Genomic DNA, 12,575 nt, shown 5'->3' on the forward strand with positions numbered 1-12,575 from the left:
CCGCGCCCATGGAGGGCGGAGCGCGGGGCGCCGCGGCAGGATCGCCGCCGGCCGGCGCTACTCCTTGCCGTCGGGGGCCGGCGCGGGCGCGGGCTCGGCGATGTCGCCGCCGCACTCGAACCACGACGAGGTCGGGGCGGGCAGGGCCACCGACGCGACCGGCGTCGCGAGGTCGTCGAGCGCGTTCACGAGCACGCCGCCGTTCGAGATCGAGTAGACGAAATCCTCGACGAACACGCCGCGCCGCACCTCGGCGCCGCCGTAGTAGAGGCACCCCGGCTCCGCGGTGAAGAAGCCGCTGTGGTCGACGGCGCCGAGCCGGCTGAAGCCGTCGGCGACATCGACGTTGAAGAGCTCCAGCGTGCTCGCGACCGCGCCGGTCTCGCCGTCGAAGCTCACGAGCGGGAAGGCGAGCACGCCGCGCTCACCGTAGTACGTGAACGCCTTGTGGTTGTACTCGGCCTCGGAGTATCCATAGTCCCCGTCGAGCGTCTCCTTGTGCAGGAGCGCGGGCGCCGACGCGTCCGTGACGTCGAAGATCTGGAGCGCCAGGCCGGTGACCCTGCCGTCCTCGTCTCCATCCCTGCCGATCGCCAGCAGGTGCCCGTCGTCGAGCGGGTGCATGTACTCGCTGAAGCCGGGGATCTTGAGCTCTCCCGCGACGGAGGGCGACTCCGGGTCGGAGAGGTCGAGCACGAACAGCGGGTCGACCTGGAGGAACGTCACCACGTAGCCGCGATCCCCGAAGAACCGGGCGGAGCGGATCTGCTCGCCGGGGGCCAGGTCGGTGATGGCGCCGACCTGCGCGAGCTCGGCTCCCTGCGCCTCGAGGACGAACACGCGGTTGCTGGTCGTCCACCTGGGCTCCGCCGGCACCATCGCGGTCGTGGCGACGCGGAGCTTGCCATTGTGCTCATCGAGCGAGAACTGGTTGAGGATGTGGCCGGGCACCGAGCCCGACGCCACGTACCTGGGCTGGCTCGGGTCGGCGGTCAGATCGAACTTGTGCAGGTGCGTGACATCGCTGCTCACGAGCGCCCCGCCGGGCGCTCCCACCGACCCCTGCCAGGCCCGCGCCGCGACATACAGGGCGTCATGGCTCGAGTAGACGGTGTCGGTCGCGCCGATGATCGAGGTCGACTCCGGCTCCGCGTCGAGGTCGGCGAGGTCGATCGACTCGATCTGCGTCAGCCCGTACGACGTCTTGCCCGCCTCCGGGACGTAGAAGTCCTGGCAGCTCGCGCCGAGCTCCGTGACCGCCTCCCCCACCTTCTCGAAGCGGTACGGCAGCCACGTGGACAGCGGAGCGGCCTCGATGAGCGCCGTGTTCTCGGCGCGGAGCTGCTCGAACGCCGCGGTCCACGCCTCGGCGGTCTCGGGGTAATCGACCAGGCCCTCGGGCCAGTAGCCGAGCGCGGGGCCGTGGGCGCCGCCGGTCAGCACCGTGCGGACGTTCGCGCCGGTGCGCCGCCCCGAGGCGTAACCCCCCTCGAAGTAGAGCTCCTTGACCACGTTGGGGGCGCCGCCCGCGAGGCTGAGGACGGTGATCTTGGTGAGCCGAGTGTAGATGCCGGCCGGCGGCGCCGCGTCGGTCGACGGCTCATCGGGCGGCGTCGCATCGGGCGACGGCGCGCCGGGGTCGCTCTCGCCGGCGTCGGGCGGCGGATCGCTGGGGTCGTCCGCCCCGCCGCCAGCCGGCGGCGAGTCCTCGTCGCCGTCGGCCGGCGGCTCGGGCGTATCGTCCGCGGGCTCGGGCGAATCGCTGCCCGACGGCGGCTCGGCGTCCCCTGACGACGGCGTGGAGCCTCCGCCGCTGGGGGCGCCAGCCGGCGCATCGACGGCCCCGCCTGGCCGGGCGACGCCGCCGCCCACGGCGATGGCGTCGACGAAGTAGTAGTCGTAGTACCCCGGCCGCGGCGTGACCCCCGCGCGCTCGTAGATCGGCGCCCCGTCGACGGACGAGTAGACGACGACCTTGTCGTCCGCCACGAACATCTCGAACGGCTGCCCCTCGATCGCGAGCGAGCTGCCCACCGCGAGCGACGAGGCCGGCCACGCGGCCAGCGTGTAGAAGCTCTGGTCGTGCAGGAGATAGAGGTTGTTGCCGTCGGTCTTGACGATATCCGCCTCATCGACGCCGGCGACCTGCGTGTTCGTGTCGGAGTGGGTCGGGGCATCGCCGCCGCTGTCCGCCGCGTCCTCCGCGCTCCCGGCCTGGGGCGGCGTCGGGGACGGCACGTCGGTGGGCTCCGCGTCGCCCCCGGACGGTGTGCCGAGGTCGCCGCCGGCGTTGTTGTCGACGCCGATGACGCCGCCGCCGCGGGGGGTGCCATACGCGGAGTAGCTCGCGATCATGGCGTCGATCTGCGCGTTCATCTTCTCGAGCGCGTCCTGCTTCAGCGACGCTGCGAGGTCGTCGCAGGACTCGGCCCGGTGGAGCGGCGCGGCGTGAGATTGGACGGGCGGGGAGTCCGCCTCGCACCCGGCGGCGAGGAGGCCTGTTGCTGCGAGCAGCCAGAGGGAGGAATGGGCACGGTGTGTTCTCATGGTGCCTCGGGTGTTGGCAAGCCCCGCGCCAGCAGCCCGCCCGCCCGGTGAACCGCGGTTCGCCGGCGCGCCAGCCCTGCACCCCGCGGCGAGCACGACATCCCGAGTACCGGCGAGGTCCGGCTGGCACACGTGTGCCATGAGGATGGTACGACTGGCTATTTCCACCGCCGCCATGCGATGATGTGGACGTTCCTTGATCTCGGACAGCGCACCTCGCAGCGAGCCCGTCCGAGGGGCTCAGCGCCCTCCCGGCGGTGAGGCCCGGGGGTAGGGCCGGCGCTCAGAGGGGAACGGGCGCGGGCGGGATCTTGAACACGTCCCACGCGGGGGTGTGGTTGCTGGTGCCCACGTCCTGGTTCCAGAGGTAGATGGCCGGGTACGTGTGCACCGTCGTGCCCTCCACGACGACGCCGGTCACGTAGAGCTGCGAGGCCTTCTTGTTCGGGTCCTTCTGGAGCTTGTAGCCGTCGCGCGACGACGAGAAGATGACCCAGTAATAGGTCTTGCCGTCGACCGTCGTGGCCTCGGGCGACCACTGGGGCCAGCTGTTGTGGATCCCGGGGCTCGTGACCCCGAGGCAGGCCGGCGGGTCGTTGGCCGCGAGCCGCGTCGCCGCGCCGCCGGACGCGGGCACGACGTGGATGTCGGAGTCGGGGTTATAGTACATCTCCCCCGGGCCCGGCGCCCGGTTGAAGGCGATCAGCTGGTCGTCGGGCGAGAAGGCCGGATAGTACTCGTTGAAGCCTGGCTCCGCGGCGCCCTGCAGGGGCGTCGCCGCGCCGCCTTGCTTGTCGTTGTAAGGCACCGTGTAGAGGTCGCCGGCCCCGGCGGCGAGCCGCCCGTCCTTGCCAGCGTCGGTGGACACGTAGACGATGGTCTCGCCGCTGTTGCTCCAGTCCGGCATCATCGCCCCGCGCGTGTCGCCCTGGCGCTCGATGAACCCGTAGGCGGTGCCCTCGGCGGCCGCCATCGCGGTCTTGGCCATCGTCGCGTTGGTCGTCTCGGGATAGGCCGGCTCGGCCGCCTCCAGGTCGAACCAGGCGAGGCGCGCGTCCGGCATGCTCGTGTGCGACTGGCCGTCCCAGACGCCGCCGCCGCTCCGGCCATACGAGGTGATGAAGATCCGGTCGCCAGGGGAGAAGTGCATGGGCGACATCTTGGGCGGCCCGAGCCACGCCTGGTTCATCACCTGCGACCCGCCCGGCGTCACGTAGGCGGGGACCGCGCCCACCGAGTCTTCCTTCACGGAGGCGATGGCGAGGTCCCACGGCCAGTGATCCATGAACATGACGGCCTCGCCGTCGGGCGTCGACGTGTGGCACCCGATGCACCGCACCTGGCCGTCGCCCCGCACGTTGCCGTTCTCGTCCCGCCGGCCGCCCTGCTGCACCTGGTCGACCTTGAGCGCGTCGACGACGCCCTCCTCGCCCACGCCGAACCCCGCCAGCCATGCGTCCGCCGGCCCTTCGCCGATCGCCGCCCAGTACACCATGCTGCCGCCGGCCGGGGCCGGCGCGATGGTGATCGGCCCGGAGGTGCCGAGCAGCGGCGCGCCCGGAGCGCTCGTCGACACGGAGCGGATCGTGATCGTGATCGGCTCGTCGCGGACATGCGCGGCCAGCTTCTCCCACATGTCCTTGGGCATCTTCCACTCTCGGTTCGTCGTGTAGACGACCAGGTCGTTCTTCTCCCGGTCGGCGTGCACGCGGATCTCGAACAGGTCCTGTCCCTGCGGCGCGCTCCACCGGAACCTCGGCCTTAGCCAGTTGTTCGGGAAGAGCGCCCCGATCTCGGGCTCGGCGAGGCACGGGCCGCCCGGCGCGCCGCTGCCCGCGGCGCCGAACAGCTCTGGCGCGTTCGCCGGCGGCGGCGTCCCGCTGTCGTCGAGCACCGGGGCCGCGGGGAAGTCCTCGCACACCTCGCAGGGGGGCGGCTCGACCGGGCCGCCGCTGCCCACGTCGAAGACATTGCCCGTCCCGCCGCCGATGTCGTCGGGAATGCCGCCCGAGCCTCCCGTCCCCTGGCCCTGGGCGGGCGGATCCGACGGGCTCGCCGAGCACGCGACCGCGCAGGCAGAGCCGATGAACAGGGTCCCGAACACGTGTCGCAAGGTTCTCATTCAGGTTCCTCCAAGCGCGTCCAGGGCCCGTCCGCCCAGGCCCGCGCGGGCGCTGCCGCCCGGGAGAGCGATGTCGAGGCGGCGGCAGACGTTCAATCCGGACGCGTGATCGACGTGCCCGGCACCGGGCTGACGCGATGGTTGCGTGGTCACCGTGGTACTGCTGATCCGTCGCGCCAGGCTCCAGATGCACGGCAGCGGAGCGCGAGATGGCTCGCGCGCTGGGCTGCTGCCGTTATTGCCTTTTGCAACGGGAAGAAAGACTTGAGCCGGTAGGAGGACATGGACCTTTACCCCTGTCAAGCCCGGCGCAGGAGCATGTCGCTTGACGCCGTCGCGCGCCGTGTGGCGTGCGGTGAGCGCGAGCGACTGCGCGAGCGCGAGCGACTGCGCGACATCGCGAGGGTGCCTGTGCCTTCCGGTGCACGCCTGTCGTCTCTCCTCCTTTCATGTCGAGCGCGAGCGCGGGCCGCGCTGCGGCGTCGAGCGCGAGCGCGGGCCGCGCTGCGGCATCGAGCGCGAGCGCGGGCCGCGCTGCGGCATCGAGCGCGAGCGCGGGCCGCGCTGCGGCATCGAGCGCGGCGCCGCCCGCGCGCCGGCCTCCGGCGACCCGGATGAGGACCTCGCCGGGCGGGGCGCGAAGGAGGCGCCGCGGGTGCCGCTGCCTCCCGCGGGCCGGGCCGGGGTGCTAGTTTGCCCGGGTGGTATCGCCGAAGCGCTTCGGGTTCCTGCTCAACGCCCGGCGGCCGCCCCGCGCGCTCGTGCTCCGCGACCTGTCGCCGGAGGAGGCCAGCGCCGCGATCGACTGGTCCGGCTGGTACCTGCCCGACGACGCGGAGCGGCCTGGCAAGGCCGAGCGGGCCGGGGTCGTCCGCCTGCTGCTCTCGGTGATGGCGCAGCTCGCGCGCGAGCGCGGCTGGTCCGACTGGTACGCCGGCGCCGATCACCCCTTCGCCTGGGTCCGGGCCGAGCCGCTCGTGCGTGTCCTGCCCGACCTCTACGTCCTCGATCACCGCCCGTTGCCGCCGCTCCCGCGGCAGTGGCAGACGTGGCTGCCGGGCCATCGCCCGCCGCGCTTCGCGCTGGAGATCGTCGCGGGCGACTGGCGCCGGGCCTACGAGGAGGCGCCGGCCAAGTACTGGCAGCTCGGCTGCCCCGAGCTCCTGCTCTTCGACCCCGAGGCCGCCGCCGCGCGCGCGCCGCTCGCGGAGGAGCGCGTGCCGCTCCAGCTCTACCGCCGCGACCCGGACGGCACCTACCTGCGCGTCCACGCGGGCGCCGATCCCCTCCGGATCGAGGCGCTCGACGCGCACGTCGTCGTGCTGAAGGACGGCCCGTACCCCACGTTGCGCGTCGCGCGGACCTCCCGCGCGACGGATCTCGTGCCGGCCGAGGAGGAGGCGCTCCGCGCCGAGGGCGAGGCGCGCGCCCTGGAGCAGCGCGCCCGCGTCGCGGAGCAGCGCGCCCGCGCCGCCGCCGAGGCGCGGGTCCGCGAGCTGGAGGCGCGCGTGCGCGACCTGGAGGCCCGCCTCGCGCGTCGATGAGCGGCGCGTGGGCGATCACGGCCTCGGCGGCGGTCCTCCCGCCGGGGCTCTCCAGCGCGTGGAGCTCGCCGAAAGGACATATCCTGACGATTTCGTGAGCGCCTGTCTCGAGGCTTGGTGCGGGGCGGGATGTCGATGGCGCTTCGATGGCGCTTGGGGCCCGCAGGCGCGGCGAGCGTTCAGCTCGGCTCGGGCTCGGGCTCTGCCTGCGCCTTTCTCTTGGCGCTGGCGGTGCGGGCGCGCTGCTCGGCGCGGCGCACTTCATCGGCCGCGTCCTCGTATGGCGAGAGCAGCCGGTCGCGGAGGAGCGCGTGCGTCTCGTCCCTGTCGTCGTCGTATTCGGCGTGGACCTGGACCATGAGCGTGCCGTAGGCCTCGTGCCACGCCTCCACCGACTTGATGGCGGGATCCGCGCTCTTCGCCTCGGTGACGCCGAGCTTCTGGCCGTACAGATCGGTCCAGCGCCGGAGGCGACTGGCCTCGGTCGCGAGCCCGAGCCGCTCCACCGCCGCCTTCACGTCCTTGCGATCGAGCGCCTTGATCATCGCGCTCATGCGCACCCATTGCTGGGAGTAGACGAGCCGGACGAAATCGATGCCCGATGAAAGCACCTCGGAGCGCACCAGCAGGGCATCGCTGCGGCGTGCCGCCTCGTCCTCGGCCAGCGGCAGGATGCCATCGTGATCGAACGCGCGCTCGATGCCATCGAGCAGGCTGTTGAATGCGCCGATGCACCGGTCGGTGCCGCGGTCGATCTCGATCATCGTGGCGTCGGTGCTTCCGAGCGCCTCGATGGCCTCGGTGGCCGCGATGACGGAGTGGACCGCCGCGTCCACCTTGGCAGACAGCTTGATCTTCTTCGACTTCAACGCCTCCCGGTGAGCGGCGAGCTTGGTTCCTGCAATGATGCACCCGCTCGGCGTGAGCCGGCGGGCGAGAAATGCGGATTTGGCCATCGGGCCGGGGTATCGCGGTCCCTATGCCTCGACAAGCGCCCAGCAGGTACTCGGCGCGGCGCTGCGAGTCGAGGCGCGTCCCCCCACGCGGCGGTGCGAGTCGGGGCGCGTCCCCCCACGCGGCGCTGCAAGTCGGGGCGCGTCCCCCCACGCGGCGCTGCAAGTCGGGGCGCGTCCCCCCACGCGGCGCTGCAAGTCGGGGCGCGTCCCCCCACGCGGCGCTGCAAGTCGAGGCGCGTCCCCCCACGCGGCGCTGCAAGTCGGGGCGCGTCCTCCCACGCGGGCGTGGTCAGGGTTGCTCGTACAGCCGGACTGGATGAGTACTGCCCGCGCGCGGCTGAGGCCCTGCGACGGGGCTCGTCTCCTTAACCGCATGGTGCGCCGCGCGGACCAAGATGAGCGAAGTCGCCCGTGAGCTCCCCAGGCATGTTGGTCGGTCCGGTGGCCCCGGGGTGTCGGTGAGCTATCAAACGGGTCCGAAGAATGTCGTGGATTCGGTCCTCGCTCGATCTCGGAGCCGATGGATTGTCTCGGAAGATTCATGTTCTTTCGCGGCGAGTAGCTCACGGACGTCTCGCCATTGCCGGTCGAGCTCAGCTTGCACAAGCGGATGCGAGAGCACGCGCAACTCCTCGCCTGGCTTATTCGTGTCGATTCTCTCCTTGTTGATGACAAAATTGTCAAGCGCTTCGTACGCGACTCGCGCAGCCCATGCAGCCTCTTGAGCCTCGCCAGCGAGCTTCGTGCGCAGGGCATAGATCACGGCCGTGCCGGCATTTTGTGCGTTCGTGGCCTCCTGCGTCCACGGTCCTCGAACACCGTCCTCGTGCGGGATGAGGCTCAGGGCCACTTCGATCTTGCGCTCGAGATCGGTGGGATTGCCCGGTAGATCTGGCTCCGCCCACACCTCCTGCAGCGCGCTCTCCAGAGCGTTCAGGACGACTCGGCCAGCCTGCACCTCGAAGAGTTGATATGCCGGCAACTGTCGCTGGGCGCAGGCGGCTGCGAACGCAATTCGGAATGGGGCAGGCAAGCGCTCCAAGTCCACGATCAATCTGGCTTCATCAAAGTTTCGCATCATGGCGTGGTTCGCTGCGTCACACGCCAGGCGTCCTGGTCCGGGTCACAGTTCTCGTCGAGCTCCCGCCCATTGTGCGCTCGTCCCTGACACCTTGTCGGAAGGGATCAGGTTACCCTCATTAGCCGTCGAGCGCCGCGGATGGATCAATAAATGCATCGTGCCGTGCATAGTGAATCGCGGCCCTTAGTCGCTCTCCTGGCGTTGTTGCACGGCCCAATTGAGCTTCGAGTCCCTCGACTGCATCTCGAAGTTGCTCGAGCCCGATAAAACCCTCCAGGCCTTCCAGACGCCGGTTTTTCGCCGGATCGAATGGGAGCACGGTGGCCATCGCATCGAGCGAGGGATCCATGCCGGCTGGTAAGTAGATCACCCCATCCGGATCGTACTTGTCCCACTCGACTAGAACGTTCTTTAGTGTCGTGATCCCCATAACGCCATCCTTCCTTCGCCCCCTGGATGAAGTAGCGGTTGGCATGCTGAGTCCGCAATAAACGCACTGGTTATACATCCGGGCGCGAGCCTCGCCTTCTCGGCCGAGTGGGAGTTACGGCGCCGCTGGCTGCGCGTTCATCAGAAGTTCCTCCCCTGGAGAAAGCTCCTCATCACTACGAAGAATCCTGGGGGCCGTGTTTCCCGGTACGAAACGAAGCATGCCCCACATCCCCGAATCATCGTCCCGACCGTGCTCAAAAATCAGCGTGTAGTGTCCCGGATCTAGTTCAATTTCGACTGTTTCAATGATAGTGCCCACCTCCACGCCAACGCCGCTTGGAACATGAAATGGCACCTGGATTGCTCTGAGCGCCGACGGTGAGACGTCAAGCGCCGTGTCCTTCTTTACGATGACGGAGATGGGTCCATCGGTATCGAGAGTACGGAAGGATACGCTGCCCGGCCTCCATGAAAATCCCTGTGCAGCGTGCCTGTCCGTCCAGTCGTTGAATGGGTCCTTCAGGCATGATTGGAACACTGAAATTTGCGAATATGCTACTTCTAAGCTGAAGGCTGCCATGATCTACTCCACAATGATTCTGATCCGTGTGCCATCGGGTAGGCCACGGCACTGGTTCCCAATGCACGCCCCTGCACCCATATTGTCTGCTGGTGAGACGGGACGTATGCTCGCCCCGTATCCACCTTCCCTGAACATTGCTGGCGGGTACTCATCCAGCTGCTTCCCCGGAATTTTCTCATAGTTACCAATTGCCTCAGCTCGTCGTGCGGCTGCCCCGGTACGGTCGATCGTCAAAAGTGACGGGTGTCCCGCTGCCTGTGCATCCCTTATATGTCCGGCCGTTTCCGGGTACCGGGAACTCGGCACCCGGACTGCTGGAGCTCCCCCCCTCGCGGCCCCCGTCGCCGCCAACTCCTCCGCCGCCGCCCCCAGCCCCCTCCCGGCGCCGAAGACGGTGGCCGCCGCGAGGATCATCGTCTTGGTCCCCGCCGCGCCCGCTTCCCGGTAGTCCTCACGGCCGATCGCGAGCGCCGTGTCCGCGGCGCCCTGCCCGATGTGGTAGAGCGGGTTCACGGCGTTCAACGCGCCAAGAACTCCGCCCTCCTCGTATCCCTCCAGGATGGCTCCGCCGAGCTCGTATCCGCTGTAGATCCCGAACGTCAGCGCGTTGAGCACCAGCGTCCGCGCGATGCCCAGCCCTACGTCGCGCGTTCCCTCGGCGGCGCCCAGCAAGGTCTGGCTGACGACGGTGCCCGGGCCGCCTGCGCCGGCGTGCTCCGGCGAGACGGTCACCGGCTGCGGCACATACCCCGACGCGGTTCCGGTCGTCCCCACGTCGACAGGCGCCGTCGTCGCCCCGACCTCCACGGCTTCGGCCTCGCGCGTGCGCCACGGGGGCGGAGGCCCTCTGACAGTGACCTGAAGCTGGTTCGGGGATGGAGTGACTCCGTCATCCTCGAGCAACCCTGGAGCTTGCGACCCTCCAGGCCCTTCGGGCTCTGCCTGAAACCCGGTCGGATCCACGTGATTGAGCGGATCGTTGCGCACGTAGCTGTACGGGTTCCAGCTCTGGCCCGAGAGCGGCGCCTGCACGATCGGATCGGTGGTCAAGAACCGCCCGATCCTGGGGTCGTACATCCTGCCGCGCATGTTCACGAGGCCGAGGTCCTCGTCGCCCTCGTGCCCGGTGAACCCCCGCGTCGTCCCGCTGGAGAACGACGCCGGCGCGGGCTGCCCCCACACCGGGTCCCTGCGCTGGCCGAAGGGATCGTAGCTCCTGCGCTCAGTCACCTCGCCGTCGTCGCCGGTGAGCGCGTCGACCGAGCCGAGGTGGTCGACGTGCACGTAGCGCGTCCCCGGCTCGGCGCCTCCGCGGGTCACGATCGCCACCACCCGCTCCGGCGAGTGGACGTGGTAGCGATGCTCCACCGCCCCCGTCGCCATGTCGGTGACCCGCTCGTAGAGATCGCCGAAATAGAGTGTCTCCTCGTCCGGCGTGGTCTTGCGGATCCGCTGCTGGTCGCCGTCGTAGGCGAACGAGACGGTGCTCGCGCCCTGCGCGATCGCCCGCGGCAGGTCGAACGGCGTGTAGCTCACCGTCACGCCGCCAGGACGCGCGATCTGGTTGCCCACCGCGTCGTAGCCGAAGCCGTCCGCGCCCGCGCCGGTGACCGCGTGCGGGTGCAGCGGGTCGTCGTACGAGAGCGCGCCGGCGTCCGACGTGAAGGTGAGGTTGCCGTTCGGGTCGTGGTCGTATCGGAGCGCGCACGGCGCCGTCGCGCTCTCGACGTCGCTGAAGTACGCGCACGTCAGCCGCTCGAGCGGATCGTAGCGGAAGCGCTCGCTCCGGTGCTGCGGCTGCAGCGCGTCGGTGCGCCTGGTGAGGCTGAGCCGCGCGTCGTAGCCGTACTCGAGATCCTGCACCGCCGCCGCGCCGCTCCGGGTGACGACGCGCTTCAGCCGCTGCCTGTCCGCGTAGTAGTCCCGCTCCGTGATGGCGCCGTTGCCGAACGCCTCCTCGCGGAAGCGGCCGGCGCTGTCCACATCGGTCAGCCGCCAGTACGCCGCTCGGGTCGCGCCGTCGCGCACGGCGAGCACGTGGCCGTGCGCGTCGTGGTCGTGGGCCACCACGAACGGCGCCGCGCCGGCGGGCGTGGGGTAGGTGATCGTCTCCACGCGGCCGAGCTCGTCGTAGTCGAGCCTGCTCTCCAGCGCCGCGCGCTCGCCGTCGATGCGGAGCGTCACCGTCTCGAGCTTGCCGCGCTCGGTGTAGCCGTATGTCTTCTCCCCGCCGGGGCTCTCCAGCACGTGGAGCTTGCCGATCCCGTGCGGCGCGGTGTCCCAGGTCCATATGGCCGTCAGCCGCTCGGCGCCGTGCTCGTCCACGCGTGAGGTGGCGCGCCCGAGGCCGTCGTGGGCGACCTTCATCACCCGCCCGAGCGCGTCGGTCGACGAGATGAGCTCCCCGAAGCCGTCGCTGGTGAAGACCGTCGTGCCCCGATCGGGATGGTCGAGCTGCCGCACGCGCCCGAACGCGTCGCGCGTCGTCCGCGTGACCGCGCCGCCCGGATCGGTGACCGTGTACAGCGCGCCGAACGGGCCATGCACGTAGCGCGTGACCCCCATCGCCGCGTCGGTGACCGTCACCGGTCGTCCCAGCGGGTCACTCTCGACCACGGTCACGTGACCCAGCGCATCGGTGACCTCGGCGCGCAGGCCGTCGTGATCGGTCTCCTCGACCGCGCCCCACGGCGTCGTGCGCCGCACCTCGCGGCCCACGGCGTCGTGCTCGTAGAAGTCGTGCAGGATCTCGTCCTCCGGCGTGCCCTCGCTCACCGGCACCGAGCGCCGCGCGATGTGCTCGCCGCGCGCGTCGTACGCGACTTCTTGCATCAATCGCCGCGGCTCGCCCGTGGCGCCCTCCGCGGAGGGCCCGTACCAGAACCACCGGATCGGCCGGCCGAGGCTGTCGTATTCGACCGTATCGTCGGCGCCGCCGGTCGTCGTGGTCCGCTGCACCACGCGCCAGGCGTCCCGGCGCGGGCCGCCGTCCCTGGTGCGCGACAGCGCGATCGCCGTCTGCGTCCCGTCGGGCCGGATCTCGAGCCCGAGGCGGCCGAAGCCGTCGTGCCTCCACGCCGTCACGAGCCCGTTCGGATCCACCCGCTTGAGGAGCACGCCGAGCCCGTCGTCGAACTCCACGGCCGTGGTGTGGCCGGCCGGGTTGACGTGCGTCTCGGGGAAGATCCCGTCGGCGTCGTACGTCGTGCTCCACGACCGGTGATGGCCGAACGCGTCGTCCGCCGTGATCGCACCAATGCCGGTCACCTTTGTGACCGAGGCGCGACGAATGGTTGGTTCGCGATGATAG

The 12,575-nt window shown here is 70.2% G+C and carries 8 protein-coding genes; 1 reads left to right on the plus strand and 7 read right to left on the minus strand.

Features of this window, described 5'->3' with window-relative positions; genetic code table 11:
• Positions 1-57: 57 nt before the first annotated feature.
• Together WME85_RS51630 and WME85_RS51635 are read right to left on the minus strand one after the other, a co-directional pair.
• On the minus strand, positions 58-2,547 hold the full coding sequence (locus tag WME85_RS51630) for a beta-propeller domain-containing protein (RefSeq protein ID WP_437833010.1): 2,490 nt from the start codon (positions 2,545-2,547) through the stop codon (positions 58-60).
• A 283-nt stretch (positions 2,548-2,830) separates the two neighbouring features.
• On the minus strand, positions 2,831-4,669 hold the full coding sequence (locus WME85_RS51635) for a hypothetical protein (protein ID WP_437833011.1): 1,839 nt from the start codon (positions 4,667-4,669) through the stop codon (positions 2,831-2,833).
• Between the two features lie 701 nt (positions 4,670-5,370).
• Here WME85_RS51635 and WME85_RS51640 point away from each other — a divergent pair.
• Entirely contained in the window at positions 5,371-6,213 is an 843-nt protein-coding gene (locus WME85_RS51640) for a Uma2 family endonuclease (RefSeq protein ID WP_437833013.1), read from the plus strand.
• A gap of 179 nt (positions 6,214-6,392) precedes the next feature.
• On the opposite strand, the gene WME85_RS51645 is transcribed toward WME85_RS51640, so the two are convergent.
• The 5 genes from WME85_RS51645 to WME85_RS51665 all read right to left on the minus strand — a co-directional run bounded on the left by WME85_RS51645 (position 6,393) and on the right by WME85_RS51665 (position 12,532).
• Positions 6,393-7,169: a phosphoenolpyruvate--protein phosphotransferase gene (locus WME85_RS51645; RefSeq protein WP_437833014.1), complete on the minus strand. Its 777-nt coding sequence runs from the start codon at positions 7,167-7,169 to the stop codon at positions 6,393-6,395.
• Positions 7,170-7,635: 466 nt separating this feature from the next.
• Entirely contained in the window at positions 7,636-8,250 is a 615-nt protein-coding gene (locus WME85_RS51650; protein WP_437833015.1) for a DUF416 family protein, read from the minus strand.
• Positions 8,251-8,368: 118 nt separating this feature from the next.
• On the minus strand, positions 8,369-8,680 hold the full coding sequence (locus WME85_RS51655) for a hypothetical protein (protein WP_437833016.1): 312 nt from the start codon (positions 8,678-8,680) through the stop codon (positions 8,369-8,371).
• Positions 8,681-8,794: 114 nt separating this feature from the next.
• Positions 8,795-9,262, minus strand: a complete 468-nt coding sequence (gene comJ, locus WME85_RS51660) for a competence protein ComJ (protein ID WP_437833017.1) — start codon at positions 9,260-9,262, stop codon at positions 8,795-8,797.
• Positions 9,263-9,265: 3 nt separating this feature from the next.
• Entirely contained in the window at positions 9,266-12,532 is a 3,267-nt protein-coding gene (locus WME85_RS51665; RefSeq protein WP_437833018.1) for an RHS repeat-associated core domain-containing protein, read from the minus strand.
• Positions 12,533-12,575 lie beyond the last annotated feature (43 nt).

The organism is Sorangium sp. So ce1153, from assembly GCF_051521595.1.
Taxonomy (GTDB): Bacteria; Myxococcota_A; Polyangia; order Polyangiales; family Polyangiaceae; genus Sorangium.

Coding starts and splice junctions, on each gene's coding strand:
- comJ (WP_437833017.1), bottom strand. CDS start 9,262: ATGGCAGCCTTCAGCTTAGAAGTAGCATATTCGCAAATTTCAGTGTTC.
- WME85_RS51635 (WP_437833011.1), bottom strand. CDS start 4,669: ATGAGAACCTTGCGACACGTGTTCGGGACCCTGTTCATCGGCTCTGCC.
- WME85_RS51630 (WP_437833010.1), bottom strand. CDS start 2,547: ATGAGAACACACCGTGCCCATTCCTCCCTCTGGCTGCTCGCAGCAACA.
- WME85_RS51655 (WP_437833016.1), bottom strand. CDS start 8,680: ATGGGGATCACGACACTAAAGAACGTTCTAGTCGAGTGGGACAAGTAC.
- WME85_RS51650 (WP_437833015.1), bottom strand. CDS start 8,250: ATGATGCGAAACTTTGATGAAGCCAGATTGATCGTGGACTTGGAGCGC.
- WME85_RS51645 (WP_437833014.1), bottom strand. CDS start 7,169: ATGGCCAAATCCGCATTTCTCGCCCGCCGGCTCACGCCGAGCGGGTGC.